Origin of the sequence: Exiguobacterium sp. JMULE1 (assembly GCF_013337175.1) — a bacterium.
GTDB classification, from domain to species: Bacteria; Bacillota; Bacilli; order Exiguobacteriales; family Exiguobacteriaceae; genus Exiguobacterium_A; species Exiguobacterium_A indicum.
The window spans coordinates 1,083,207-1,109,383 of record NZ_SGWC01000002.1; the positions used below are offsets into that span (position 1 = coordinate 1,083,207).

General features: G+C 47.2%; 26 protein-coding genes. 16 read left to right on the plus strand and 10 right to left on the minus strand.

All coding sequences use genetic code 11. The features are described from left to right. Positions 1-42: 42 nt before the first annotated feature. Positions 43-924 carry an NAD(P)-dependent oxidoreductase gene (locus tag EXW93_RS05700; protein ID WP_174316104.1) on the minus strand — a complete coding sequence of 294 codons (882 nt, stop codon included), beginning with the start codon at positions 922-924 and terminating at the stop codon, positions 43-45. Beyond that, positions 921-2,666 carry an ABC transporter ATP-binding protein gene (locus EXW93_RS05705; RefSeq protein WP_023467808.1) on the minus strand — a complete coding sequence of 582 codons (1,746 nt, stop codon included), beginning with the start codon at positions 2,664-2,666 and terminating at the stop codon, positions 921-923. Before EXW93_RS05705 ends, EXW93_RS05700 begins: the two co-directional genes overlap by 4 nt. Positions 2,667-2,790: 124 nt before the next feature. Here EXW93_RS05705 and EXW93_RS05710 point away from each other — a divergent pair, with 124 nt between their 5' ends. From EXW93_RS05710 to EXW93_RS05725, 4 genes are all read left to right on the plus strand, one after another. Beyond that, positions 2,791-3,222, plus strand: a complete 432-nt coding sequence (locus tag EXW93_RS05710; protein ID WP_055967203.1) for a YaiI/YqxD family protein — start codon at positions 2,791-2,793, stop codon at positions 3,220-3,222. A gap of 83 nt (positions 3,223-3,305) precedes the next feature. Then, entirely contained in the window at positions 3,306-4,940 is a 1,635-nt protein-coding gene (locus tag EXW93_RS05715) for an ATP-binding protein (protein ID WP_023467809.1), read from the plus strand. Between the two features lie 32 nt (positions 4,941-4,972). Then, positions 4,973-6,727 carry an EAL domain-containing protein gene (locus EXW93_RS05720; protein ID WP_023467810.1) on the plus strand — a complete coding sequence of 585 codons (1,755 nt, stop codon included), beginning with the start codon at positions 4,973-4,975 and terminating at the stop codon, positions 6,725-6,727. A gap of 61 nt (positions 6,728-6,788) precedes the next feature. Next, positions 6,789-7,070: a hypothetical protein gene (locus EXW93_RS05725; RefSeq protein WP_023467811.1), complete on the plus strand. Its 282-nt coding sequence runs from the start codon at positions 6,789-6,791 to the stop codon at positions 7,068-7,070. A gap of 72 nt (positions 7,071-7,142) precedes the next feature. Here the strand turns inward: EXW93_RS05725 and EXW93_RS05730 are convergent, their stop codons facing one another. Continuing rightward, positions 7,143-8,108 carry a DUF4003 family protein gene (locus EXW93_RS05730; protein WP_023467812.1) on the minus strand — a complete coding sequence of 322 codons (966 nt, stop codon included), beginning with the start codon at positions 8,106-8,108 and terminating at the stop codon, positions 7,143-7,145. Between the two features lie 54 nt (positions 8,109-8,162). Next, on the minus strand, positions 8,163-8,678 hold the full coding sequence (locus EXW93_RS05735) for a DUF1836 domain-containing protein (protein WP_055967209.1): 516 nt from the start codon (positions 8,676-8,678) through the stop codon (positions 8,163-8,165). Between the two features lie 112 nt (positions 8,679-8,790). On the opposite strand from EXW93_RS05735, the gene trhA reads away from it, so the two are divergent. The 4 genes from trhA (at position 8,791) to EXW93_RS05755 (ending at position 12,304) form a co-directional block, all read left to right on the plus strand. Further along, positions 8,791-9,438 (plus strand): PAQR family membrane homeostasis protein TrhA, encoded by a 648-nt coding sequence (gene trhA, locus EXW93_RS05740; protein ID WP_023467814.1) that lies wholly within the window; start codon positions 8,791-8,793, stop codon positions 9,436-9,438. Between the two features lie 118 nt (positions 9,439-9,556). Then, complete coding sequence (locus tag EXW93_RS05745) at positions 9,557-11,281, plus strand: M3 family oligoendopeptidase (RefSeq protein WP_174316105.1); 1,725 nt, start codon at positions 9,557-9,559, stop codon at positions 11,279-11,281. Positions 11,282-11,323: 42 nt separating this feature from the next. Continuing rightward, a complete protein-coding gene (gene rpiA, locus EXW93_RS05750; protein WP_174316106.1) occupies positions 11,324-12,022 on the plus strand; it encodes a ribose-5-phosphate isomerase RpiA in 699 nt (232 codons plus the stop codon). 21 nt (positions 12,023-12,043) lie between these two features. Continuing rightward, complete coding sequence (locus EXW93_RS05755) at positions 12,044-12,304, plus strand: hypothetical protein (protein ID WP_174316107.1); 261 nt, start codon at positions 12,044-12,046, stop codon at positions 12,302-12,304. Between the two features lie 634 nt (positions 12,305-12,938). On the opposite strand, the gene EXW93_RS05760 is transcribed toward EXW93_RS05755, so the two are convergent. Next, positions 12,939-13,082: a hypothetical protein gene (locus EXW93_RS05760; RefSeq protein ID WP_174316108.1), complete on the minus strand. Its 144-nt coding sequence runs from the start codon at positions 13,080-13,082 to the stop codon at positions 12,939-12,941. A gap of 1,425 nt (positions 13,083-14,507) precedes the next feature. On the opposite strand from EXW93_RS05760, the gene EXW93_RS16620 reads away from it, so the two are divergent. Beyond that, the gene (locus tag EXW93_RS16620; RefSeq protein ID WP_371811109.1) at positions 14,508-14,813 is read left to right on the plus strand and encodes a DDE-type integrase/transposase/recombinase; all 306 of its coding nucleotides are present in this window, start codon (positions 14,508-14,510) and stop codon (positions 14,811-14,813) included. A 12-nt stretch (positions 14,814-14,825) separates the two neighbouring features. After that, positions 14,826-15,038, plus strand: a complete 213-nt coding sequence (locus tag EXW93_RS16625; RefSeq protein ID WP_174316110.1) for an IS3 family transposase — start codon at positions 14,826-14,828, stop codon at positions 15,036-15,038. Between the two features lie 26 nt (positions 15,039-15,064). On the opposite strand, the gene EXW93_RS05775 is transcribed toward EXW93_RS16625, so the two are convergent. The 4 genes from EXW93_RS05775 to EXW93_RS05790 form a co-directional block, all read right to left on the minus strand. After that, entirely contained in the window at positions 15,065-15,595 is a 531-nt protein-coding gene (locus EXW93_RS05775; protein ID WP_174316111.1) for a hypothetical protein, read from the minus strand. A gap of 1,021 nt (positions 15,596-16,616) precedes the next feature. Next, the gene (locus EXW93_RS05780; protein ID WP_023467822.1) at positions 16,617-17,021 is read right to left on the minus strand and encodes a DUF350 domain-containing protein; all 405 of its coding nucleotides are present in this window, start codon (positions 17,019-17,021) and stop codon (positions 16,617-16,619) included. A gap of 13 nt (positions 17,022-17,034) precedes the next feature. Then, positions 17,035-17,202, minus strand: a complete 168-nt coding sequence (locus EXW93_RS05785; RefSeq protein WP_023467823.1) for a hypothetical protein — start codon at positions 17,200-17,202, stop codon at positions 17,035-17,037. A gap of 55 nt (positions 17,203-17,257) precedes the next feature. After that, complete coding sequence (locus EXW93_RS05790) at positions 17,258-18,373, minus strand: GGDEF domain-containing protein (protein WP_174316112.1); 1,116 nt, start codon at positions 18,371-18,373, stop codon at positions 17,258-17,260. A gap of 239 nt (positions 18,374-18,612) precedes the next feature. On the opposite strand from EXW93_RS05790, the gene EXW93_RS05795 reads away from it, so the two are divergent. Genes EXW93_RS05795 through EXW93_RS05815 form a run of 5 tightly spaced genes read left to right on the plus strand, consistent with a single transcriptional unit; the run spans position 18,613 to position 23,441 of the window. Further along, positions 18,613-20,052: a GntP family permease gene (locus tag EXW93_RS05795; protein ID WP_035398062.1), complete on the plus strand. Its 1,440-nt coding sequence runs from the start codon at positions 18,613-18,615 to the stop codon at positions 20,050-20,052. A 25-nt stretch (positions 20,053-20,077) separates the two neighbouring features. Then, positions 20,078-20,779: a CoA transferase subunit A gene (locus EXW93_RS05800; protein ID WP_055967230.1), complete on the plus strand. Its 702-nt coding sequence runs from the start codon at positions 20,078-20,080 to the stop codon at positions 20,777-20,779. 13 nt (positions 20,780-20,792) lie between these two features. Further along, the gene (locus tag EXW93_RS05805) at positions 20,793-21,455 is read left to right on the plus strand and encodes a 3-oxoacid CoA-transferase subunit B (RefSeq protein WP_035398057.1); all 663 of its coding nucleotides are present in this window, start codon (positions 20,793-20,795) and stop codon (positions 21,453-21,455) included. 5 nt (positions 21,456-21,460) lie between these two features. Further along, on the plus strand, positions 21,461-22,237 hold the full coding sequence (locus tag EXW93_RS05810) for a 3-hydroxybutyrate dehydrogenase (protein WP_055967233.1): 777 nt from the start codon (positions 21,461-21,463) through the stop codon (positions 22,235-22,237). A 13-nt stretch (positions 22,238-22,250) separates the two neighbouring features. Further along, entirely contained in the window at positions 22,251-23,441 is a 1,191-nt protein-coding gene (locus tag EXW93_RS05815) for an acetyl-CoA C-acetyltransferase (protein WP_174316113.1), read from the plus strand. 58 nt (positions 23,442-23,499) lie between these two features. Here EXW93_RS05815 and EXW93_RS05820 read toward each other — a convergent pair whose 3' ends face one another. Continuing rightward, a complete protein-coding gene (locus tag EXW93_RS05820) occupies positions 23,500-24,432 on the minus strand; it encodes a DUF2268 domain-containing putative Zn-dependent protease (protein ID WP_174316114.1) in 933 nt (310 codons plus the stop codon). 280 nt (positions 24,433-24,712) lie between these two features. Between EXW93_RS05820 and brnQ the strand changes: the two genes are divergently transcribed. Beyond that, entirely contained in the window at positions 24,713-26,053 is a 1,341-nt protein-coding gene (gene brnQ / locus EXW93_RS05825) for a branched-chain amino acid transport system II carrier protein (protein WP_035398051.1), read from the plus strand. Positions 26,054-26,177 lie beyond the last annotated feature (124 nt).

A 26,177-nucleotide genomic window follows, 5' to 3' on the forward strand; every position in this document is an offset into this window, starting at 1 on the left:
GCCTGTACATTACGTCAGTAGACGTAGCGTACAGGCTTTTGCTCATTCTACCGAAGCGCGTGAACGTTCAGCGAGCAACAGATAAAGTGCTTGTGTACCGGAATCAGCATAACCCAGCTCAGCAAGTTGTTCATATAAATCCTTCGTCAGTGCAAGACCAGGTGTCGCGATGCCCATCTCAGCGCCGCGTTCGAGGGCAAGCCGCATATCCTTGATGAAGTGCTTGACGAAGAAACCAGGTGAGTAGTTTTCAGCGATGACGCGCGGAATCAAGTTCTCTAGACTCCAGCTACCGGCAGAACCAGATTTGATCGTCTCGATGAATTGCGTCGGGTCAATCCCGGACCGCGTGACGAACAACAGCATCTCCGCTGTTCCAATCATCGAGCCGGCGATTGCGATTTGGTTCGCGAGTTTCGCCGATTGTCCTTTACCAGGACCACCGAAGAGTGAAATCGATTTTCCCATCGCTTCGAATAATGGCTTCGCTTGTGCGAAAGTCGCTTCTTCACCACCGACGAGAATGGCGAGTGTTCCGTTCTTCGCACCGAGGTCACCACCTGTGACAGGTGCGTCAAGTGCCTGAAGACCGCGTGCTGCCGCTTCCTGCGCGATGCGTTCTGCAAGAGCCGGACTGGATGTCGTCATGTCAATCAGAATCGTTCCTGGTGCCGCATGATCGAGGATTCCGTCTTCGAAGTAGATCTGCTCGACGTCTTGCGGATAACCGACGATCGAGATGACGACGTCGACATCCGTGACGACGTCTTGAATCGTATCGACGATCTCGACACCATCTGCTTCAAGGACAAGTCCTTTTTCTTTCGTACGATTGTATCCTTTGACTGTAAAACCTGCCTTGCGCAGATTGCGGACCATGCCTTGTCCCATGACACCTAATCCGATGAAACCGACTGTCTTCATACGTGATTCCCCCTTGCACGTTCCGTGCCGATGAATTGTTGCGTTACGAGCTTATTATACAATGGATTGTCGACGACAAGACGATCATGTGTCCCGATGCCGGAAATCCGACCATCTTCAAGGACGATGATTTGATCGGCATGACGGACTGTCGCGAGACGATGGGCGATGACGAACGTCGTCCGTCCGACCATCAATCGTTCAAGTGCTTCCTGAACGACCCGCTCGGACTCAGAGTCGAGGCTTGACGTGGCTTCATCCAGCAATAGAATTTCCGGATCTCGGAGGAGTGCACGTGCGATCGCAATCCGTTGGCGTTGACCACCAGACAACTTGACACCTCGTTCCCCGATTTCAGTTGCATACCCCTCCGGAAAACGTTCAATGAACGTATCGGCATTCGCCATCCGTGCAGCCTCCCGGATTTTGTCTTCACTGACGTCTTCCGCAAGACCGTAAACGAGATTGTCACGGATCGTTCCCGATAAAACAGGGGAGTCTTGGGCAACATAACCAATCGCTTGGCGCCAAGACGATAACGTTAAATCAGCGATGGATTGATCTCCGAGTCGGATTTGCCCGGACGTCGGTTGATAGAATCGCTCCAGTATCGCGAATAATGTCGTCTTCCCGGATCCACTCGGACCGACGATCGCTGTCGTCTTGCCGCGTGGTAACGTAAAGCTGACATCCTGGAGGATGGGCGTCTCATTGTATCCGAATGATAGGTGATCGACCGTGACGTCCGTAAACGGACGCGGCGCAACAAGCGCTCCAGGTGCTTCCGGTGTCTCATCGAGAAGCTCGATGATTCGCTCTGTCGCCCCGCGAGCCTTCTGTAACTTCGTGATGAATTCAGTCATCGTCACGAGTGGCGTCATGATTTGGAACAAATAGAGTGAGAAGGCGACGAGTTCACCTGCTGTGATCTGGTTCGTCGCGACGCGGTAGGCACCAAAGCCGATGATCAAGATCAACATCGTCGTCAAGGTGACGTTAAAGATTGGCAACAAAAGGGCTTGGATTCGTCCTTCCTTGACGCCATAGCCATAAAGATTCTCGATGCGAGTTTTCCCACGGTCGAGCTCATAGGATTCAGTCGCTTGCGATTTGACGAGTCGGACTTCACCGAGCATCTCGGCAAAAAAACCGGATAATCCCGCGAGTTCCTTCTGAGTCTCACGAGATATCTTATGCAACTTCCGCACGAGCGGGATGATGATTAGTAGCGTCACGGGTACAGCGATGACCATGACGAGTGTCATTTGCCAGTCGAGGAAGAACAGGATCGTGATCGCTCCGATGATCGAGACGAGTGATGTCAGCAGGCGGACGAGTTGCTCCGACAGCAATTGCTGGAGTGTCGTAGCGTCACTATTGAGCCGAGAGACAAGCTCACCTGATTTCGTCTCATCATAGAACGGAATCGATAAGGTCAACAGGTGTTTCCATAAGAGCGTCCGCAAATTGGCGACGATCCGTTGACCAACGATCTGTAACCAATAGATGGACAAGGCGTTCGCGACGACTTGGACGACGAAGACGATCACGAACAAACTGATCAGCTGCGGAGTCAGTCGATCGACTGTAAAACCGTCAATCAACGTCTTTAAGAACCAAGGGATGGCGAGTGCTGCCAGCGCTTGGATGACGGAGACGGAAACGGCAGCGGATAATAATCCGACCGGGGGTTTCGTTTTTTTCAATAACAGGTAAAAAGATTGGAACGTCGCAGCGTTCATTTCAACACATCCTCTCTTTTCCATTGTCCGAAAGAACGAAGAAACGGTCAAATGGGAAACGCGACTTGACAAGAAATCTTTTGGTTTGTGACACTGATAGTGGAAACAACAAGGGAGGATTCAGATGTCTATTTTCGTAGATGCAGACGGATGTCCCGTTGTCGATCTCGTCGTTCGACACCGACAGGGACGTGACGTCTTTTTAGTTTGTGATACAGCACACCAGATGATGCGGGAGGGGGCGACGACGATCACGGTCGGACAAGGACCAGATGCCGTCGATTACGCGATCGTCAATCGGATGAAACGTGGCGATCTCGTCGTGACCCAAGACTACGGTTTAGCAGCACTCGTCTTAGCGCGAGGAGGCTTCGCGATGGACCAAAATGGTCGTCAGTTTACGAACGAGAATATCGATCTATTGCTTCATACACGCCATGTCGGACAACAAATCCGACGAGCGGGTGGACGGACGAAAGGACCGAAAAAACGGACGCGCGATGCGGACCGGGCCTTTGAAGAGGCATTTCGCGCATTAGTGCAAAGCAGCATATAAGGAAGACAGTACTCGAACTGTCGATCAAATAGGGACCATGCTATAATTTGTAACAGGAATGAATTTTGAAAGGAGGATACACGTTGAAACGAATCTTACGCGACCACTCGAAGGACCGTCCTTACCGATTGCGCCAAGGAACGGTTCCAGCATCAGCTGAGGCACGACTCACATCACTCGATCAACGTGAAATCAATCGATTACAACAGAATTTACGAGAAGTCGAACTGAAATTGAAGCAACGCAATGAAATCATGGAAGCGTTAGCGACGCAAAATGTCGAAGCGGCCTGTGAGACCGTCCTGACGATCCTGTTGCAACTGCTCGATGTAAAAGAAGGTGCCATCCTCTTGTACCGTCGTGAACAGTTGAATCATTTCGTCGCGCAAGGCATCGACGAGATGGAGCTGATCGAAAAAGATCTCGATCAATATTCTGTCTTACGTCGGGCGTTCGTCATGCGTAAATCGGTTCAATTACCGATTGGCGATCAGTTCGAATCGGCGATCCCCGTCCAATCTCCAAGTAATGGACAAGTCGTCGGGTTACTTTATATTCGTCATGCTTTTCCTCAGTTCAATCTAGAGCAAGTCGGGGACTTACTTGATCTATCACGAAAACTCGGAATGACGCTTGAACGCCATCTCCTGTTCCATCAGATGGAGCATGAAAAAATCAAGACGTATCAGCTCCTCGACTCGATTCGGGAAGCTGTCCTATACATCGAGAGTAGTGGGGAACAGATCTATGCGAACCAAGCTTTGTTGAACATGTTTCCACCGAAGCTCGTCAATCAAGCGCAAGGATTCCGCCACGCCTACGAACGGGCGACGTCGCTGTTTGAACATGTCGATCAGCCAGACGCACTCCATGACTACATCGGTCAACTGATGAATGGAGATATTCCGGGAGAAACGATCGAACTATCAGCGTTTCGGGGGAACTTGCTACTCAGTGCTTACGCCGAGCGGATTGCGATCGCAAACGTCGAGTGGGGCATGATGCTCGTCTTACGGGACGTGACGAAAGATAAGGAACTTGATCTTAAGCAGGCAGAATTCGTCTCAATCGTGTCGCACGAGTTGCGGACACCGCTCTCTTCCATCATGGGCTTCACGGAATTATTGATGAAACGAGAAGTGGATCCGAAGCGCCAAAAGCGATATTTGCAGACGATTCATTCAGAAACCGTTCGTTTGGCGGAATTGATCAATGACATCTTGGAAATTCAAAAAGGAGAAGATTCGACGCATGGGACGCAAAAAGAACCGCTTGATGTGAAACAATTGATGTTCGAGATGAAACCGATGTTTGATCTCGCGAGTCGCGCGCATCGCATCAGTGTCCAGTTCGATCCAGGCACCTATACGATTTCAGCAAGCAGTGAAAAGATGAAACAGCTGTTCACGAACTTGATCATGAACGCGATTAAATATTCACCTGAAGGTGGCGCAATCCGGATCAAAGGGTCAAACCAGTCGGATCAATTACGGATTGAGATTTCGGACGAAGGGCTCGGTATACCAGAGAAAGCCCTACCTTATATCTTTGATAAGTTTTACCGAGCAGATAACTCGGATACACGTAAAATCGGTGGAACCGGCTTAGGACTCGCGATTTGTCGCATGATCGTGCTTGATCATGGTGGAGCTATTTCCGTCCAATCAACGGAAGGAAAGGGCAGTACATTCATCATTCAACTCCCGCTCGACGCATGACCGACAATCGACTGAGAAAGGAGGAAGACACGGTGAATAATTCACACATTCGTTATGAAGCATTGCATCCGCTCGTCGAAGAGATTCTTGAAAAACTGAGTGAACGGATCGGCGTCAACACGTTGTTTTTTGCATTAAATGATTCATATAGCAACTTTGTCGTCAAGGCGATCAATCAAGAGCGACAATTGATTGAAGAAGGCTCGACCCATGTCTTCCAACACGTTCTCTGTAAGCTGGTCGTCGATGAAACGGATGGAAAGGTTTCAATCAGTGAATTGCTCAACGATCCATTGACGGTCAATCATCCGGTCACGAAAGCACTGGGGAACGGAAGTTTCATGGGAGTGGCAATCAAGAATGCTGAGAATGAGAAGATCGGGACGTTGTGCGCCTTCGACGATCAACCATTCGACTTCAAGGAGCAGGATATTGCACTTGTGGAACATTACGCTGACATCATTAGTAAATCAATCAACGTTGAAACGTATGTCATCAAAGACGCTTTGACAGATGTCTATAACGAACGCTATATGAATCGTTTAATTTCGAGTGTGACGATTCATCCAGCTTTCTTGATGGTCTTGAACCTCGACCGTTTTCATGCGATCAATGCTACGCACGGTTACCGGATAGGGAATGAAGTATTGCGTGAAATTGCAAGTCGTCTAAAATATGTACCGTTACCGAATCATGTCGTCGGACGGATGGATGGTAATGAGTTCGTCGTATTGGCAGAACTTGAGCAAGAGCAAGAATTCGAACAGCATGCAATAGACTATGCCCGCATCGTCACGGAAGCAATCGAGCAACCAATCGTTGGTGTCGCGGACGAACCGATTCACGTGACGGCATCGTCTGGGGTCAGTCTCTTGACGGGTGACATGGCGAGTCGTCAGACGCAGATTTATGCAGCGGAAGCCTTGATGCAACAAGTGAAACACGACGGGAAACGACGGACCTCGTTCGTCAATCCGAACCGACATGCGGAGCAACACCCGTTTGCATCGGTCCTTGAATCAGAGCTGTCACATGCACTGGAACGAGGGCAGTTCGAACTTTATTACCAATGGATCGTCGATGCCAAACAAGAACATTATGTCGCGGTAGAAGCACTTTTACGCTGGAACCATCCAGTGCTTGGCTTTGTCAGTCCGACGGATTTCATTCCGATTGCTGAGAAGATGGAGATTTTTCCGGACATCGGTCGATTTACGATCTGTCAGGCCATCTTGGACCAACGACGGCTAGAAGAAACGTTTGGTCGTAAGATTTCCGTCGCTGTCAATCTATCGGCAAATCAGTTCGAGTCGGATCAACTCTTTTCCGAGTTAATTCGACTAACAGAAGAGTCTTACTTCCCGAATGAGCGTCTCATTCTAGAAATTCGTGAGGAAGTACTGCAAACACGTCGTCGTTTTGCGATCAAACGCTTGGAACAGTTACGCCAAGCAGGCTATCGTCTGACCGTCGATCACTTCGGTAGTCATTATGCGTCACTCAATTCGTTGTTACGCCTGCCTGTTCAAGCGGTCAAACTCGATCCAATCTTTACGCGTCGACTCGTTCAAAATCAGCTGGAACGCTCGATGATTCGCTCTGTTCATTCCTTGACGTCGACGTTGAACATCGCGCTCGTGATTCAGGAAGTCGAAACGCCGTCTCAGCTGCAGCACATTCAAACGTTAGATGAGTTGTTGTATGTACAAGGATACGAGGTTCATCATCCTCAACCGATCGATCAACTGCTCGTCGAGGACATCATACGAGGGCGTGCTGAGGTTTAACCGTTCTTCAGTCGGGAATACCTTAAAAGGTGGAACAAGTACATTTTAAGGGGGATGCCAAATGGCTGATCAACACGATAAAGAAACGGATCCGATTACTTCAGGTAACCGAATGACGAAGGATGAGATTGCGGGGCGTGATCCGCAGAACCATGCGGAGGTTCCGGAAAAATCGAAGGATGAAAAAGAATCGAAGCATCAAGAGCAAGAACAAGATGCTGAGAAAACAGAACGACCAGACAACGATGCTTCGAGTGAAGAGGCACCCGATTTGTCCCATGCTTCAGATGAAGATGGGGATGTCCAGCCGTCTGATGATGACAACCAACAAGATAAGGAATAACTAAAATTAAAGGCAATCGATGTCCGGCAGAAATGCCGGATACCGATTGCCTTTTTTTGATGGAGTAAAAGATTACTCGCCACCCCCGCCGCCGTCACCACCACCATCAAATCCTCCGTCGATCCCGCCGTCTGTCGCATGGGACGTATCGGTCAAATCAACAGGGAAGAGTAAGAACGGAATCGCGTCGGCGCCGTCCGGTGGGAGAATCGAAGATGGGAAGAGTTGTTGCAGGATTGTTTGTTGACTTAAATACAATCGGATTGCTGTCAAATAGACTAAGTCTTTCCGGTACTTAAAATGTAAATCGGAGCGTAACGCCTCTGCCATCCGTTCGAGTGACGAAGCGTGAACATTTGGATCACCGAGTAACGCAAGCATACCGTGAAACGACAGCGGAACATGGTGTTTACGATGTATCTTACGGGATGCCTCCACTTGTGCGATATAGCGATCCCAATCGTCTTCAGGCAATAAAGCGAATATCAAGGCGACGACATACGTCTGTTGAGCGCGTCCGAATCGCCGTTTGAGTCGTTGATAGACCGTTTCGATACGCGAGGCGAGCTCGTCTAACTCACCGCGTGTCGTAGCGTGAAAATAGACGAAAGAGATCAATAGCGGTGACACGATGAACCGATGTTGTTTTTTGAGGCGTGTGTATAATTGTACCGTTCGTTCAAGTACCACGTCCTGCGGAGTAAGACGGCTGATGAACAGGGCAGTAGAATAGGCATTCAAGGGATGCGACAATCGATGCGATTTAAAATAGCCATGAATCGACATCATCTCAGCAATCCGACTCGGTGTGTGGGCGTCAAAGGCATGAATCTTCGAAGCAAGTAATAATGCCTGGGTGGTTTGTGTATGCAAGCGTATTTTCAAGTCATCTGCTGTCTCAAGCAACACACTTGCGGAAACCTGCTCCGTTCCGATCGTTCGGTCGAATGCCAGTTCGATGAGAATACCATCCTGATAGGTTCTGAATTCTGGTCCGATGTGATCCAGCTGTCGCAAGAAAGTCGTCGCGATCTCCATGACTGTTCCTCCTCTGCCTTTTCTTCTAGTGTATCACGCAGTGAAAGCGTTATCTTATTTTTTCAGTTGGGTGTCAATCAATTGTTCTGCTGCGCGCCGGTACAAGTTACTCATATGAGCCATCGCTAAGATCTGTTCCAGTGGGTCGGTCGTCGAGGCGGTTAGAGCGTCTTGTTCTGTTACGAAGCGGGCTGTATTTCGTTCCGTCAGTTCGAGGTAATTGCGATAAAACCCTTCAAGATCAAGTTGATCCTGTTCGATCCCTTCGTTCAAGGGCGCGAGAATCGTCTTGATGTCATTGATCGAAAACGAACTTTTCAATTGATAAATCAAGCTGATCAGAATCAAGTGCTCCTTCGTATATTTTTTATTCGTGACCGGAAAGAATAATTTCTTTTTGGCATAATTGTTGATCATCGTCTTCGTCAAAATCGTCTCATCTGTACTTCGCGTCGTTGCCTCGAATGTCCGCTCGAACAGTTGGATGACTTGATCCATATAGAGATCGATATTCGGAATATCTTCGAGCCGTAATTGGCGATCGTGTCTCGTGTCATCAGAATGTGTCATAAAAAAACCTCCAAAATCGCTAAAATAGGACTTTCTACTTCTCCATCATATGATAGAATACGTATATAACGCCATGTAGTATTCGAAACTACATATCAGAGGAGGAACGAAAGTGAAAGCTTATATGAGAGAACCGATTAATGGATTAACGCATCTTGGAGGGGCTGTCTTTGCTTTTGTCGGGTTACTGGCACTTGTCATCAAGGCATCGTTAGAACGGGGGGCATCACTTGCGATTGTTGCAGCGATTATTTTTGGTGTCAGTATGATGGCGCTCTATGCCGTCTCAGCAACCTACCATATGGTGCTTGCGAGCGACCGGGCGATCGCAATCTGGCGTCGGTTGGATCATTCGATGATTTATCTGTTGATTGCCGGGTCTTACGCACCATTTTGTCTCGTCAGTTTGAACGGTCCGACTGGTTGGGTCTTGTTCAGCATCGTCATGTTGATTGCAGTCTCTGGAATCACCTTTAAATTGGTTTGGTTCAACAGTCCACGTTGGTTATCAACGACGCTCTACATCGGAATGGGCTGGATCATGGTATTTGCGATCACACCACTCGCGCAAGTCTTATCACCGCTCGGCATCGGATTGTTGTTCCTTGGTGGTATCTTCTATACGATCGGTGGCATCATCTATGGGCTGAAGCCACGGATCTTATCGTTCAAACATCTTGGATTTCATGAAATCTTCCATATCTTCGTATTACTTGGTAGCTTAGCACATTTCCTATGTGTCTACTTCTTCGTCTTATGAGGATGTCCTCCTTCAGTCAATGGCTGAAGGAGTTTTTTTGTGTCTGATGGAAATTACAGGAGAAGTCGAGTGTTCTCACGAATGAAAGAACGAATAGATCACGCATAGGGGGAAAAGCATGAAACACACACGATGGCAGTTAGAGACACTCTACACGATAGATGACGTCAAATCAGGAATTACTAAGATACAAGCAGCGTTGACGAAACGTCCGACAAATGTGGCAGAACAGGTCGAGCGTTATCAGCAAGTCGCGCGCGACGTCGAGGAATGGAGCGACTTCATTTATTGTCTGTACGCTGAAGATGTCACGCGCTCAGAAGTCCATCCATTGCTCGAAGAGATTGAAATCGTGCAAGCGATGGTGCGCAGTGAGGCAGCAGCACTCGATACGAAGATCGCTGCACTGTCACAAGAAGAGTGGGAGGAGCTCGTCACGGGCTCACCATACGCCTTTTTCTTGAACGAACGCCGTGACATCCAGTCGCGTCGTGCACCACTAGTGCAGGAACAATTGTTGCAGGATCTCGGTGTGGACGGGTTCCAAGGCTGGGGACAGCTCTACAAACAGCGTTTCATGGCATTACGCGTCGACTTGGATAATAAGCAGGTCACGATCGGTCAAGGGCTACACGAAGCGATGTTCGCACCTGACCGTTCGGCTCGTCTAGCGGCAGCGACAGCAGTTGACACTGCTTGTGCACAAGAAGCTGACCTGTTTGCGACAATCTTGAACCGGATTGCCGGCTTCAGATTGCAATCCTACAAGATGCGGAACTGGGAGCAACCATTGACTGAGTTGCTTGAGCAGAACCGGATCTCGGAAGCGAGCCTAACAGCGATGATGGAAGCACTCAATCAACACCGCGACCTCTTTCACGCCTATTACGCTCGCAAGATTGCCCAGGCGGAGCGGGTGACTGGAGAATGGCATGATTTTGAGACGAACACCTATCGCTCCGCGCGTCACGTTCCGTTTGAGATGGCAGAGACCATCGTCACGACACAATTCAAACGATTGAATCCGCAGCTTGGCGCCTTCGCGGAAAACGTGTTTAGTGAGGGATGGGTCGATGCAGAGAATCGTCCTGGAAAAGCAGAGGGCGGATTCTGCGCTGCCTTTCCGATTGCCAAGGAGAGCCGAATCTTCATGACGTACCGCGACAGTTATCCGGACGTCGCGACGCTCGCTCATGAATTTGGTCATGCCTATCATAATTATTTACTGCAAGACGAACCGTATTTAAATCAAGTCAAAGGAACGAGCATTGCGGAGACGGCTTCGACGTTCATGGAGAATCTCGTCCTCGATGCTGCCATCAAAGAGACGACGGAACGGGAGGAAGTGCTTGCTCTGCTTGAAGTCAAGATCCGAGAAGGGCTGAAATATGCCAGCATCGTTCCCGGGATGTTCCGGTTCGAGCAACGGTTTTATGCGGAACGTCAGCAAGGGACGGTCAGTGCCGAACGGTTAAGTGAACTCCTGCAAGAGGAAGAACGGTTAGCCTATGGTCCGGTATTGCCTGAACCAGCGCGCTATAAATGGATGTACATCAGTCATCTGTTCAATCCGAATCTTGCGTTCTACAACATTCCCTACACGATCGGTTATCTGCTCAGCAATAGTCTGTATCAGACGGTTCAAGCGGATCCGAGTCAATTTTCGACAGTCTTTGAAGCCGTCATGCATGATTCCGGTCAAGCGACGATCGATGAGATCGTTAAACGTCATCTCGACGCTGATCCGACATCTGTCGCGTTTTGGATGGAAGCTCAACAACCGCTCGTCCAGGCAATTGAGCAGTACCTGAAGTTAACGGAATCCTCTCTCTCCGTCGATTGAAGACGAATCGAAACGGGAACAGAAATGTAGGGAGGGATGCGGATGTATGAACAGGAGAAACAATTAGTCGCTGAGGCAGCACTAACTTACGTGAAAAATGGGATGATAATTGGTCTTGGGACGGGTTCGACGACGGAACGATTCATCGAGGCGCTTGGTCCACTTGTGCAGGCCGGACTACAGATTCAAGGTGTGGCGACGTCACTTGCGACGGTCCGACTCGCGGAACAGTTACACATTCCGTTGATCGACTTGGAAGAGGGAATGGAAATCGATGTGACGATCGATGGGATTGATCAAATTGACGGACACTTCCAAACAATCAAAGGTGGTGGCGGTGCACTATTTCGCGAGAAAATCGTCGCACTGATGAGTCGAGAATTGCTCTATCTGACCGATTCCTCGAAGTTCGTCCATCATTTAAGCGGACCGTTACCGGTCGAACTGGATCCGTTTGCCTTACCGTATGTGCGGCAACGGTTGCGTGATAAGCATGTATCCGCAACGCTACGCGTGAAAGACAATCGTCCCTTCGTTACAGATGGAGGTCACGTGATTCTTGACGTAGACTTATCAGCCATCTCGGACGTCCGAGTATTCGCAAAAGAAGTGAAGAGTTGGTCGGGTGTACTCGAGACCGGTTACTTCGAGCGACAGCCCGATCATGTCCTGACGGTCGAAGAGGGCAAGGTCAAACGTATCGCGCATCCACGACTGCGTGACGGTGGTGGATTGGTTTAAGGAAAGAAAGAAGGAAACCGTATGGGCTTGAAAAAACGGTATTTATTCGGAGCAGGTGTCATTGCCGGTGCGAGTCTATTGTTGTTCAGGAAGCGGGAACAGGGCACACAGACCGATGCGCTACGTGATTATTTAGAGCATCTCGATCAGGATCCGAGTCCCGATGCTGCGAAAGACCCGGATGAGGTCGGATTGACGAAACTGGATTCGATCTATCGAGCTGAGTGGCAAGCGAATGGGTTCCCGCGTTCGCGGACGGAGTTAGAGGAGCTTGAAAAATAAAAGAACATGAAAACAGCCTTGAATCAAATGATTCAAGGCTGTTTGATTTATAAGTAATCGAAAAGTGTAGAAGATTACCATGAAAAATGGAATATTATGAGAAATTTCTCCGCTTCTAAATTAATCGAAACACATTTTTTTCAAACAAATAGCGGGTATCTATTTTGGTTTCATTTTATGGAACAGAGTTTGTTTTATTAATTTTTGTACCCAACAATCAATCGTGATTCCGGTTGGTTTAAAGCACGTTCTCCTACAAACTCTGACATCCAGTACCGGACATTTGTATAGGGTTTCTTCGCCGACCCTCAACGAATACGTAACCTGCAGGCGATTTTTAGGCGACTCGCGAGTATATCCCAGTCATCCGGTCACTCGTGAGGGACCTGCCAATGTATGATTGTGAGGACTGTCCTTAGCGATATGCTTCTATAATCATCATTTCTTTCTGACATTGCTTCGTGTTATTCCATAAGTAAACAGGTATTGAATAAGCGTTTATCACTGATGAACGAGTCTACGGCGGGAGATATGAATCAATTCATCATTCTTGTGCTTCCGTTTTGCGATCACTTGATTCTCTCCGACGACGGTTCGGGTACGATAATAGAGTTGCAAAATTCCTCGTGTCTCTTTACTCTCTTGTTCGATTACAATTCGCCAGTGTAAGCTGATACGTCATACCGTCAAACGTGCGTACGGAATCTGCGAGTGGAAGCTCTGTTAGATCAAAACGTTCTTGCTTCAGGTACGACCAGTTCCGTTTCTTCTCCATCATTAAGTCGAACGCATCCTAAGGAATGGATCCAAGTGTCTGTTCACAGGCTATTGCAAGGATTTGGATATCGAGGATAGAAGGAAGTGAACGATTGTGCTCATAGGCGCTGATTACTACCTGTGAGATCTCTCCATACGTCCTTTCGACCAACTCTACCACTCTCCGAATCGGTACATATCCATGCTTATTTCCTTCAAGAACCACAATATGACAATGTTTTTCTTGTGATAGTTAGAACGTAACAATTTATCCTGTCAATCAAATCGTTATTTTGATGTGTCAAAGATATTAAGGATGTTGCAATTTGTCGACATACGCTGTATCAACTAAAATATAACTTGCTTATATTTCGTATTAAATTAAAATTGTAAAATTATACATTAAAATATTTATTAATCTTATTATCTATTTAGTTGTAGTGCGAATATCCTCCATTTATTAAAAATAAAATGTAAGTTAGTTTTTATTGTCCTGTTTTTAATTTTTAAAGTTAATCAACCCTTTATTTGTTAGGTTTGCGTTGAATATCAAAGGTGGGCATTAATTTGAAAAAAGTCACAACTACAATTGTTAGCGTCATCTCTTGTTTTATGTAGTATTTTTACCTTCGACGATTCATGCTACAACGAACGATGCAAATGCATAAATACAGGAAATTAATGAATCTATTACTGATATAGATTCAACAATTCATGATTATAAGCCTTTTGTAAAAATGAATGAAGGAGGATACATTACTTTTACTTTCCAAGAAAATATTCCTCAAAGAATACGGGAACAATATGCTGTAGATGAACTGCAACTGCACTTTGATACTCTAAATCAATCAGTTAAAAATGGTGAAATCAGAATCAATTAAGACTTAAGTATCGATGAGACGATGATAGCAAGAGTAGCTGTATATAGTAAACGTACGTACCACTGGTGGGGATACGATCGCAAATTCAATAATTCACAAATAAAATCCTATATTAATTATTGTCAAACGATTGCAGATGAAGCAGATATAGTCACAGAAACGGGAGTATACTTCCCACCAGTTGCATTAATCGACAGGATACTGGTCATTGTTTGCTATACGTCTCGATGCAAATAATAAGTGGCAGGCGTTTATGTTGTTGTGACGTGGGCAATAGTATTCGTTATTGAACCTTTATAATTTTTGATATCAGCAAGAGAGAGGAAGCTTTAAACGGAGAGAAGGGTCTCTGGAACGACAAACATGGAAAGGTTCTGGAAGGTGGACGCCCGAAGACAGACGTGTCGATGGAGAGACGTTGGCGAAGATAGAGGAACGGATCAAATACCTGACGGCAGAGAACGTGCTCTTAACAAAGTTAGAGAAGTTAGAAGGACAGGTAAAACATTCGAACTAACACTAGCAGAGAAATATCAGACCATCAACACCGTTATCCGCATCGCGTCGTGCCGAACCGATTGAACCGCGAGTTTCGGAAGAGCGACCCCGGGAAGGTATTCGTGACCGATATCACCTATCTCCCCATCGCCTCCGGCGAGAACGTCTATTTGTCTTGTGTGAAGGACGTCGCCACACGCGAAATCGTGGCATACAAACTATCCACGGATCTTCGCATGGACCTCGTCTTTCAGACGATAAAAAAGCTCGAAGAGCATCTCCAGGGGAATCGACATCCCCAGACGACGATTCATTCGGACCAAGGCTTCTACTATACCCATCCAGGCTACCAGCGACTCGTTGACAACCCCTGACTGATCCAGTCCATGTCACGTCGGGGCAACTGTCTCGACAACGCACTGATCGAATCGTTCTTCGGTCATTTGAAGAATTATATCATCAACCGTTCGTGCGGATCAATCGAGGAGGTCCGAGAGAGGGGCGGGAGTTACATAAGCTATTACAACTGCGAGCGTGGTCGATGGAACCTAAAAAAGATGACCCCGAAACAATGTCGGGACCATCTAATCGCAGCATAGAAAACTTGATCTTTTTATTAAAATTTCTATTTTACAGGGTAGTTTACTGTATAGCAATCATTAACTTTTCTGTTAACTTCTTCATATGCTTCTTTTACATATGCCATAAAACTATCTATATGATAGGGGTTATTTACTTTTTTTGCATATTCTAATCCGTATAATGGTTCATTCCCAAACTCACCAGGATAATACAAATCATCCATATCTTCGCTACTTGTTAATGGATTTTCAATTCTGTGTTTTTGAGTTATTTCAAAAACTTCATCCTTATTTAGGGATTTCGAGAGATTTATAAACTTTTCTCTGTCTGGTCCAAGGTTAAACTGTATTCCAGTAAAATCAATACATATATTTTCACCTTTTGTCCAGCCATGAATAAATTCTCGGAATTTGAATGTACGATGAATAAATTTTTTATTAAAATGAACTGTTAAATAAGAAGAAATTAGATTCGCTGAAGTATGACAGTCGAATGGATAACCACGCTTCGCTTTATACATATAATAGATATAATCTTTTTCGATCATCCTGCAAAATTCTTCTTCCGACATCATGATTATCACGTCTTTCTCTCGCTATCGAGAATTGATGTTTTGAAATTGAAAATTGTATCTTAATATAAAGGGTGCTATATTTCAACAGGAGAAAAACTATTTCTTTGAGTAAACACTTGGTTCCTACTATTCAATTATACCAAAATGCTCATTCTCTTTAATAGAGTTTAATTACTTAACCTCTTGTCTAATCCATATTTTATTGCATCGTGATCTTTATAATAACTTAATCAATAATGCACCAATCTCAACTTATTGAAACCTATACGCGTTATGAATCATTTTAATTTCTAATTAGCCTGCATCAAAATCATATCAAGTTAGGCAATGACTTTTTTAATGTTACATCTTCTTTTTAAATTTTCGACTTGTTTTAAAAAAATCTTGATACACTGGCAATGTTAACGATTCATTTGGGTCAATATAGCTAAGACTAAGTTTCTTCGTGGCAGGATTAATCCGATCTTCGCTCGACAAAAAAACCCTGAATATATTGACTATAATACATTTCAAAGATATAAAATAATTAGAGGTTAACCATTGAACAATAGAACGAAGAACAATCTAATTTTGAGCTGTGTTGAAATCCTTCTATGATCATTAGGAGAATTACTTTTAGAAATTGTTGCGAGCAGGTTCTTCAATTATCGACATGACAACAAATGTGAAAATTGAAAGCTTTCGTGTATCAATGAAGTAAACCAACAGTTGAACGAGTTAAACGTCTTAGTCAATCTGGCTTCGTTCTTGATTTGATTGAAATAACTTGAAATACCTCATTACGATCACAGTGTCAAAGAAATCGAAATTGTTTAGGGATTATGTCAAGAAGAGGAAACGAAGTGCAGTATCAAAATGTAACTATGTGAATTATGTACTTTAAGGAAGGTGCTGTGGGAAAATTAATGTGCCTGCACTACACTTTAATAAAGAATACATATATTATACCTTCGAATTATCAAATGGAAGTTCAATCTAAACAGCCCTAGATCCTAATAATCCAGGGCTGTTTTCGTGCCTTTTAATATGTAAGCGATCCTGCAATGATCAAACCGATTGAAATCGATAAGAAAAGGAGCAGCAAGCCGACTGCTTCGTTATTCGCATCAATCTCTTTCGTCATGCTCAAACGTGGAATCAATAAATCTGCAAGATAGAACAAGACGATTTGTAAGACGATCGCGAGTGCACCCCATAACACCATATCGAGAATGCTGACAGAGTTCGAGATACTCGAATAGAGGACGATGGCAAGACCGAGAATACGTCCACCGAAGGCGTAGACGGCCGCTTTCTTCCCGTTACGGATGAGTTCGAGTTCCTTCGATTTCGTCGTCACCTCGAACAAGACGACACCGATTGCAAGTAGTACGGTCGCGACACCGATATACGAGAGCGTTGAAAGAAATAGATCACTGAATGTCATGCTGGTACCTCCATCATGATTTTTTATTTTTTTTGCGTTGTTCGTATGCAACATACAATTCAAGCAGTGCTCCGACGAGAATACCTGCTGATACATACAAATAGAAGTTGTCACCAATGAATCCGAACAAGAGACCTAAAATGAGGCCGATCAGGATATAGGGACCTTTTGCTAACTTCATGCCAATCACCTACCTCTTCTTTAAAGGTAGCGGATTTCAGAGGTGGCGTCCATCGTTATTCTTGAAAGCTGACGGCAGATTCTGCATTAGGAGAAAACAGGACGACTTGATTCCGTCCTTGTTGCTTTGCCTGATAGAGAGCAGCATCCGCATCCAGTAGAAGATCGTCGATTTGCAGTGTCGTCTCATCGTATGCGGCTAAACCAAACGATGCTGTGAGCTGTAGCTCTGTCGTCGCTAGTCGGAACGGACTAGAAGCGATCCGTTCGCGTAATTGCTCTGCTAAAGGCAAGACTTCAGCAAGCGAAACACCCTCAAACAGGACCGAAAATTCCTCGCCGCCGTTACGGGATAAATACCCGCTTTCTGACACTCCATCGCGCAGTCGATTGGCGAACTGCCGTAGCACCTCATCGCCCGCCTCATGTCCATACGTATCGTTGACCTGTTTAAAATGATCAATGTCGATCGTCAACAACACGACCGACTGTTTGGTTAGAATCAATCGCTGTTTGACATCCGTGAAGTATTCATTGAAGGCGCGTGAATTGTTCAATCCTGTCAAAAAGTCGAGTTGCGCTTTTTGCCGAAGCATCCGTAATGATTGTTTGGTCAACCGAATATCGCGGATGATCAGTAGGGCGAGCCAGCTACTGACGAACGATGCAGGAATGACGACTGCTATCACTTCAAGTAGAAGAATCTGTTTCGGTAAGACAATCCATAAGACAAGAGCGTGTAAAGCCGTCGCGTAGAGCGTCACGAGTGTGAATGTTCGTTTTGCATAAGGTGGCATTTCGCGAACGATTAAGCTCGTTCCTAAACCAATGGCGACAATGAAGCCGAATGCGGTGAAGGCTGCTAGATTCGTTCCTAAACTGAAACGATAGATGATGATTGCAATCGTCACAATCGTTGTCGGGATGGCGCCACCAAAATAGGCAGCGACGACGACCGGAATATGACGCAAATCAACCATGACGCCAGGTGCTGCTTCAATCGTCATCTGCATGAGTAGTAACGAGATGACAGTTAGAGCAAGACCGTACAACACGCGTGTCAGCCGTGGGGATTCACGGGTGATCGGGAGCGGTGATAATTTTCCGAGCAGATAGAAACCAGCCATTAATAGTGTCACGTTATGCAAGACGTCAAAAAGGATGCTTTTCATGAAATGTCCATCCTTTCAAATAAAGTACGTTACTTAAAAGACATACGCCATAAAAGGACTAACTCCTGTTCCTTGAAAAAATAATCTATTTGATGCAATTGTGTCTATAATGTGAACTTATGATTTCTATAAGCTGTACTTATAGTTTAACGGAATTTAATTGACCTCTTCGACACTGCGTTGTTAAATGATGAAGAAGCGATATGAAAGCGCTTACTAAAATCGAAGGAGATCTACTTATGGAACTTGTCATCATTCTTCTTGCCTTATCCTTATTGATGTTCGTTGCCTATCGTGGTTTTTCTGTCATCCTATTTGCGCCAATCTGTGCCTTGTTCGCCGTCTTACTGACGAACCCGGATTGGGTGTTACCTTTCTTCTCGAATATCTTCATGGAAAAGATGGTCGGCTTCATCAAGGCGTACTTCCCGGTCTTCCTCCTCGGGGCGATTTTCGGAAAAGTCGTTGAGATGTCCGGTATCGCGGAGTCGATTGCAAAGACGATCATCCGTATGATCGGTGCGAAGCGTGCCATTCTTGCTATCGTCTTACTTGGCGCCATTCTTACATATAGCGGCGTCAGCTTATTCGTTGTCGTCTTCGCTGTGTATCCGTTCGCAGCAAACTTGTTCCGCGAAGCGAACATCCCGAAACGCCTCATCCCGGGAACGATCGCCCTTGGTGCATTCACGTTCACGATGGATGCCTTACCAGGAACACCTCAGATTCAAAACGTCATCCCAACGACGTTCTTCAAAACAGATATCTATGCAGCACCAATCATGGGAACAGTCGGTGGATTGTTCATCCTAGTCGTCGGCATGTGGTATCTCGAGTCACGTAAGAAAAAAGCCCATCAAGCAGGGGAAGGCTACGCTGGATTTGAAGCGACGGCGGCAAGTGCCGCACCGCAGATGGAGTTGAAGAACGAACCGGAAATGACACTTGAGACGGATCGTCAACCGGTCTATCGGCAAGTCCTTGCCTTCGTCCCACTCGTCCTCGTTGCCGTCATGAACAAAGTCTTCACACTCTCGATTCCGAAATGGTATCCAGAAGGGTTCGATTTTTCAGCGATTGGTTTAGAAGCATTCGGAAAGATCGAGACGCCGGCCGTTCTTGCAATCTGGTCCGTCCAAATGGCGTTATTGATCGGAATTCTCGCAGCGATGCTGTATGACTTCCCGAAGATCAAGACGAATTTCCAAGCTGGTTTGAATGTCAGTATCGGTGGCGCGCTTCTAGCGGTCATGAATACAGGTGCTGAGTATGGTTTCGGAGGCGTCATCGCCGCACTTCCTGGATTCAAGTCCGTCTCAAGCGGAATCTCAGAGACCTTTACGAATCCGCTCGTCAACGGAGCCGTCACGACGACGACACTTGCCGGCGTTACTGGTTCCGCATCAGGCGGGATGGGAATCGCGTTAAGTGCGATGTCGGATAAATATACGCAAGCCATCACATCAGGCGGCGTGCCACCGGAAGTCATGCATCGCGTCATCTCGATGGCGTCCGGCGGAATGGATACGTTACCGCATAACGGTGCCGTCATCACGTTACTTGCCGTTACGGGGCTGACGCATCGTCAGTCGTATAAGGACATCTTCATGATTACGATTCTCAAGACAGTGACGGTCTTCTTGATGATCGGATTGTATAGCTTGACTGGTTTGTACTAAGGATTTTTAAAGGGGGCATCATCAGATGAAACAGGGGAAAGTATACGCATCATTCGCGGAAGCGACAGCAGACATCTTTGACGGGGCGACGCTAGTCGTAGGGGGCTTCGGACTCTGCGGAATCCCGGAAAAATCAATTACCGCGTTGCAAGAGAAGGGCGTCAAGGATTTGACGATCGTCAGTAACAACTGTGGCGTCGATGACTTCGGACTCGGTCTCCTCTTGCAGACGCGACAAATCAAGAAGATGATTTCATCGTATGTCGGGGAAAACAAGACGTTTGAGCAACAATACCTCAGTGGCGAGATCGAAGTCGATCTCGTCCCACAAGGTACGCTTGCCGAACGTATCCGTGCCGGTGGAGCTGGCATTCCCGGTTTCTATACACCAACAGGCGTCGGGACACCGATTGCTGAAGGAAAGGAACAAAAGGAGTTCGACGGGAAGACGTATCTCCTTGAAGAAGGAATCGTCGGTGATTTTGCGATCGTCAAGGCATGGAAAGCAGATCGACTCGGGAATCTCGTCTTCCGAAAGACGTCACGCAACTTTAACCCGATCGTCGCGACAGCCGGAAAAGTAACGATCGTCGAAGTCGAAGAACTGGTCGAAGTCGGTGAACTCGATCCGAATGAGATCCATACACCTGCTGTCTACGTTCAGCGCATCGTCGTCGGAACGGATTATGAAAAACGCATCGAACGCCGGACTGTCCGGGAAGCTTGAGGAGGAGACGGATATGAAAACGACACGAGAGATCATCATTGAACGCGCACTTCAGGAAGTTGAAGATGGGATGTACGTCAATCTCGGGATCGGGATTCCGACATTGATCGCCAATGCGATTCCGGACGATATGCATGTCATGCTGCAATCCGAAAATGGACTGCTTGGCATCGGACCGTATCCGCTTGATCATGAAGTCGATGCCGACGAAATCAACGCCGGTAAAGAAACGGTCACGGCACAATCTGGAGCATCTTACTTCGACAGTGCCGAATCGTTCGCGATGATTCGCGGCGGACACATCGACCTCGCGATCCTCGGAGGGATGGAAGTCGATCAGAACGGTGACCTCGCGAACTGGATGATTCCGGGCAAGATGGTCAAAGGCATGGGCGGGGCGATGGACCTCGTCAACGGAGCGAAACGAGTCGTCATCATCATGGAACATGTCAACAAACACGGCGAATCGAAAGTCAAACAGGCGTGTACCTTGCCGTTGACAGGACGCGCCGTCGTCAACCGTTTGATTACGGACCGGGCCGTCTTTGATTTCACACCGGACGGAATGGTCTTGATCGAGACGCTGAATGGTCATACGGTCGAAGACGTCAAACAAGTCACGGAAGCACGATTCACGGTCAGTCCGGAACTCGAGCGCGTGACGGTAGGGGAGTGAAGCAGATGGTTCAAGGAGATATCGTACTCGTCACAGGTGCAGGAAGCGGCATCGGTCTTGAAATCTCAAAGGCGTTTGCTGTGGCAGGAGCGAAGGTCGTCGTAACGGACGTTCGCGCAGAAGCAGCAGAAGAGGCGGCGGCAGCGATTCGCGCAGCTGGTCATGAAGCGGTCGGCATGACGCTCAACGTCACTGATGAAGCACAGGTCGAAGTCGTCTTGAAGCAGACGGTCGAACAGTTTGGTCGACTCGACGTCTTGATCAATAACGCGGGTCTTCAACACGTCTCACCAATTGAAGAGTTTCCGACTGAGAAATTCGAATTGATGATCAAGATCATGTTGACGGCGCCGTTCATCGCTATCAAACATGCCTTTCCGATCATGAAGGAACAAGGCTACGGACGGATTCTTAACATGGCATCGATCAATGGTTTAATCGGTTTTGCTGGGAAAGCGGCGTATAACTCGGCGAAGCATGGATTGCTCGGTCTGACGAAGGTCGCAGCCCTTGAAGGAGCAGAACACGGGATCACCGTTAACGCGATTTGCCCGGGGTATGTCGATACACCGCTCGTCCGAAATCAAATGGAAGACTTGGCGAAGACGCGTCACGTCGAACTTGAGAAGGTACTTGAGGAAGTCATCTATCCGCTCGTTCCACAAAAACGGTTGCTCGCCGTCGAGGAAATCGCGGATTATGCATTGTTCCTTGCGAGCCGCAAAGCAAAAGGCATCACAGGACAAGCGAACGTACTCGATGGAGGATATACGATTCAATAAGGAGATGGAGCAGATGAGTGAAGCAGTCGTCATCGTAAGTGCGACGCGCACGGCGATCGGAAATTTCAATGGGAGTTTGAAGGACGTCAAAGCAACGGAACTCGGAGCGACAGTCATCCGTGCAGCACTTGAAAAAGCAGGTGTCGCTGGGAATCACGTCGATGAAGTCTTTTTCGGTAACGTCCTCTCAGCAGGACTTGGTCAAAATCCAGCACGGCAAGCGGCACTCGCTGCCGGATTACCGGAGACATGTCCAGCGATGACCGTTAACAAGGTCTGCGGATCCGGTCTCTCAGCCGTCCATCTCGCGTATCAGGCGATCAAGTCGGGTGAAGCCGATGTCATCGTTGCCGGTGGGATGGAGAACATGAGCCAAGCGCCGTATGTCCTATCGGGCGCGCGGTCTGGGCTGAAGATGGGTGACCAACCGCTCGTCGATACGATCATCCAGGATGGACTTGAGTGTGCGTTTAATGACTATCACATGGGAATCACGGCGGAGAATTTAGCCGACATCTACGAACTCTCCCGCGAAGCCCAGGACCAGTTCGCGGCGACGAGTCAGCAAAAAGCGCAGACGGCATTAGCAGAAGAACGGTTCGTTTCGGAAATCACGCCAGTGTTGATTCCACAACGAAAAGGCGACCCGATCCGTTTTGATCAAGATGAGTTTCCGCGTGCCGGAACATCTGTCGAAACACTCAGTCGTTTGCGCCCGGCATTCAAGAAGGACGGAACGGTCACGGCAGGCAATGCATCTGGCATCAATGACGGAGCTGCGGCGCTCGTCATCATGTCCGTGACAAAGGCACAAGAACTCGGCGTGACACCACTCGTTGAGATCGTCGCGAACGGAACGTCCGGTGTCGACCCGAGCATCATGGGAATCGGTCCCGTCCAAGCGGTCCAAAAGGCACTCGATAAAGCGGGACTGACGCTTGAGGAGATTGATGTCATCGAAGCGAACGAAGCGTTCGCGGCACAATCTCTCGCGGTCGATGCGGAGCTACAGTTCCCGCATGAGAAGCTCAACCGAAATGGCGGTGCAATCGCGCTCGGTCATCCGATCGGTGCGAGTGGGGCGCGGATTCTCGTTACGTTGATCCATGAACTCGAGCGGACGGGTGAGACACATGGTCTTGCGACGTTATGCGTCGGGGGCGGTCAAGGGGTAGCGACGATCGTCAAAAAATACGAAGGTTAACTAATAAAGCACGAGACGAAGGAGATGTTTGCTCCCGTTGTCTCGTGCTTTATTGATTTTAGCGAATCGTTAACATGTCTTTGTAACTGCTTTTTTCGAGAATTTGCACGGAGGACATCCGTGACCATTCCGTCAAGGAAATCTCGGGATGTTGCTTCACGAAGTCGGAGACGATCATGTAACCGAGTCTGTATTTTACGAACGATGGAATTTGTTTTTCGTAATTTCCTAAGAACAGATCATCCGTCGTCAATCGTTCCGCATTCAGCTCCGAAATCACATGCTCTAAAGTATGGTCAAGTAGAGGGGCGATCGCTTCCGATGATTCCACAGGATAAAGCTTGTGGGCAAAGAATTCCGCTTTTCCTTCGAGGATGATGTAATCGAGCATCGTCGCACGATTCGGTTCATCGAGGGCTACGGTATGATGGTACTCATGCGCCGTTGTGTTGCGTAATGATGTTTCCGAAAAATCCTTCAAGAAGAACAGACTCATTGAATTGTTTCCTTGCGCGACACCGCTGACACCACCATAACGTTTGGCATCATCATGCTCGATTGGTGTCGTCGGGGAGACGAAGACGACGAGCTTCTCATCCCGTGGAAGTTGTTTCATCGAAGTCAGGAGACTGGACTTGATCTGTTTCATGATGCGCTGATGGTGTTTTTTCAAATATGTATTCATCTGCTTTAAGTCCTTGATGTTTTCCGATGGCTGTTCGTAAAGGCTAGGAACGGGCATCGCTTGGAGCTGTTCTTTTTTGATGACGCTATTTTTAGCGTCCAATACATATTTTTTAAATAGTGCCTCATTGTCCTCTGGATGTTTCGAAGCCGCTTGAATGTAATCGTCATACGCCTTGTACAAAGGAACGATTTGAATCTCTTGTTTCTCATGCGTAAATGAGATGTCATACGTCTTCGGTTTTTCGGCAGCGGGGGAACAACTGGCAAGTAAAAGGGTGGCGCTAAGAAGATAGATCGATTTCATAGAAAAACCTCCTGTTTGATTATCCATATATTTACTTTCTTCATGAAGCCTTTTAATCCTACTACGTCATATGAACTTATGAATCCGGTTTCATGCTTCGACGCACAGACGTAACAAATTCTATAGACCATAGCTCCACCAAACTTTCTGCGCAATTTTCAGAATATTCTCCAGATAAACTCCTAGCACGAGCTCTTAAACGTATGGTATCCTTTCGAACGAAGTACTTCATCTGCTTAGGGAGCGAGATGAAGTCGATCATCATCAGTGGGGGTTTATTATGTCTAAAACTGTTCCAACATCATTTATCATCGTCATCGGCATGATGCTCTTCGCCTTATTCTTCGGGGCAGGAAATCTCATCTTTCCGCCGATGCTCGGACAGCTCGCAGGGGAGCATGTCTGGGTCGCCAATGCCGGATTCCTCGTCACCGGTGTCGGTCTACCATTGCTTGCGATTCTCGCATTTGCGTTTTCAGGGGAACGCGATCTACAAGCGATGGCGTCACGCGTTCATCCTGCGTTTGGAATCGGCTTCTCGGTCATTCTGTATCTTGCGATCGGTCCCTTCTTCGCGATTCCTCGTGCCGGAACGGTCTCGTATGAGATTGGAATCAAGCCGTTCTTCAGTGAATCGACGAGCCACTGGCCGCTACTCATCTTTACGGTCTTGTTCTACACGGTTGCGTGTCTCTTATCATTGAATCCGACGAAAATCGTCGATGTCGTCGGGAAAGTACTGACACCGATTAAAATCACGTTCATCGGTCTGTTGATCGTCGTCGCTGTCCTGCATCCAATCGGAAGTTTTCAGAATCCTTTGAAGACATATCAGTCGAATGCCTTCTTTAACGGTTTCCAGGAAGGATATATGACACTCGATGCACTCGGTGCCTTCGTCTTCGGGATTATCATCATCGCAGCGATCAAGGAAAAAGGTGTCACATCGAAGCGACAGTTGCTGTTGATTTGTACGAAAGCGTCATTGATCGCAGCGGCCTTGCTAGCAATCACGTATTCGGCACTTGCCTTCATGGGTGCTTCAAGTGTCTCGGAAATCGGACAACTGGCGAACGGCGCAGAGATTTTGTCAGCTGTGTCGGATTATTACTTCGGTGAATACGGTGCGATTTTACTCGGTCTGATGATCACGGTCGCCTGTATGACGACAAGCGTCGGCTTGATCACGGCCTGTGCGTCGTTCTTCTCGGCACTCGTGCCAAAAATCTCGTACGTCAAATGGACGATTGGTCTATCGGTCTTCAGCGCACTCGTCGCGAACATCGGTCTGAATCAATTGCTCGCCGTCTCAAAACCAGTCTTGATGACACTTTATCCACTGGCAATCTGTCTCATCTTCCTGACATTCTTGCATCCACTCTTTAAAGGTAAACCAGCCGTCTATCAAGGGGCGCTTTGGATGACATTCGTCGTCAGTTTGTTTGATGGATTGAAGACAGCAGGGATTAACGTCTCAGCTGTCACGAACGTGTTCGACGCGGTATTACCGTTTGCTTCCGTCAGTCTCGGATGGGTCGTACCAGCCATCATTGGTGGAGTGATCGGAGCAGTCGTCGGTAAGAAAACAGCGGAGACACAATCGTCGTCGCGTGTGGCTTAAATTAAATCCCTTCACTCAGATTACACTGGGTGAAGGGATTTTTTTGTAACGATGAAACGTATTCTAACAACAGTTGTTGACAAAAACCGGAGGAATAATGCTATAGTGTTAATGCAAATGATAT

What these genes read in the sequence shown, in the direction of transcription:
- EXW93_RS05700 (WP_174316104.1), bottom strand. Translation starts at nt 924, where the DNA reads ATGAAGACAGTCGGTTTCATCGGATTAGGTGTCATGGGACAAGGCATG.
- EXW93_RS05705 (WP_023467808.1), bottom strand. Translation starts at nt 2,666, where the DNA reads ATGAACGCTGCGACGTTCCAATCTTTTTACCTGTTATTGAAAAAAACG.
- EXW93_RS05790 (WP_174316112.1), bottom strand. Translation starts at nt 18,373, where the DNA reads ATGAAAAGCATCCTTTTTGACGTCTTGCATAACGTGACACTATTAATG.
- EXW93_RS05800 (WP_055967230.1), top strand. Translation starts at nt 20,078, where the DNA reads ATGAAACAGGGGAAAGTATACGCATCATTCGCGGAAGCGACAGCAGAC.
- EXW93_RS05810 (WP_055967233.1), top strand. Translation starts at nt 21,461, where the DNA reads ATGGTTCAAGGAGATATCGTACTCGTCACAGGTGCAGGAAGCGGCATC.
- EXW93_RS05795 (WP_035398062.1), top strand. Translation starts at nt 18,613, where the DNA reads ATGGAACTTGTCATCATTCTTCTTGCCTTATCCTTATTGATGTTCGTT.
- EXW93_RS05755 (WP_174316107.1), top strand. Translation starts at nt 12,044, where the DNA reads ATGGGCTTGAAAAAACGGTATTTATTCGGAGCAGGTGTCATTGCCGGT.
- EXW93_RS05725 (WP_023467811.1), top strand. Translation starts at nt 6,789, where the DNA reads ATGGCTGATCAACACGATAAAGAAACGGATCCGATTACTTCAGGTAAC.
- EXW93_RS05785 (WP_023467823.1), bottom strand. Translation starts at nt 17,202, where the DNA reads ATGAAGTTAGCAAAAGGTCCCTATATCCTGATCGGCCTCATTTTAGGT.
- EXW93_RS05815 (WP_174316113.1), top strand. Translation starts at nt 22,251, where the DNA reads ATGAGTGAAGCAGTCGTCATCGTAAGTGCGACGCGCACGGCGATCGGA.
- EXW93_RS05760 (WP_174316108.1), bottom strand. Translation starts at nt 13,082, where the DNA reads ATGATGGAGAAGAAACGGAACTGGTCGTACCTGAAGCAAGAACGTTTT.
- EXW93_RS05735 (WP_055967209.1), bottom strand. Translation starts at nt 8,678, where the DNA reads ATGACACATTCTGATGACACGAGACACGATCGCCAATTACGGCTCGAA.
- EXW93_RS05805 (WP_035398057.1), top strand. Translation starts at nt 20,793, where the DNA reads ATGAAAACGACACGAGAGATCATCATTGAACGCGCACTTCAGGAAGTT.
- EXW93_RS05775 (WP_174316111.1), bottom strand. Translation starts at nt 15,595, where the DNA reads ATGATGTCGGAAGAAGAATTTTGCAGGATGATCGAAAAAGATTATATC.
- EXW93_RS05780 (WP_023467822.1), bottom strand. Translation starts at nt 17,021, where the DNA reads ATGACATTCAGTGATCTATTTCTTTCAACGCTCTCGTATATCGGTGTC.
- EXW93_RS05730 (WP_023467812.1), bottom strand. Translation starts at nt 8,108, where the DNA reads ATGGAGATCGCGACGACTTTCTTGCGACAGCTGGATCACATCGGACCA.
- EXW93_RS16625 (WP_174316110.1), top strand. Translation starts at nt 14,826, where the DNA reads ATGTCACGTCGGGGCAACTGTCTCGACAACGCACTGATCGAATCGTTC.
- EXW93_RS05710 (WP_055967203.1), top strand. Translation starts at nt 2,791, where the DNA reads ATGTCTATTTTCGTAGATGCAGACGGATGTCCCGTTGTCGATCTCGTC.
- brnQ (WP_035398051.1), top strand. Translation starts at nt 24,713, where the DNA reads ATGTCTAAAACTGTTCCAACATCATTTATCATCGTCATCGGCATGATG.
- rpiA (WP_174316106.1), top strand. Translation starts at nt 11,324, where the DNA reads ATGTATGAACAGGAGAAACAATTAGTCGCTGAGGCAGCACTAACTTAC.
- EXW93_RS05820 (WP_174316114.1), bottom strand. Translation starts at nt 24,432, where the DNA reads ATGAAATCGATCTATCTTCTTAGCGCCACCCTTTTACTTGCCAGTTGT.
- EXW93_RS05745 (WP_174316105.1), top strand. Translation starts at nt 9,557, where the DNA reads ATGAAACACACACGATGGCAGTTAGAGACACTCTACACGATAGATGAC.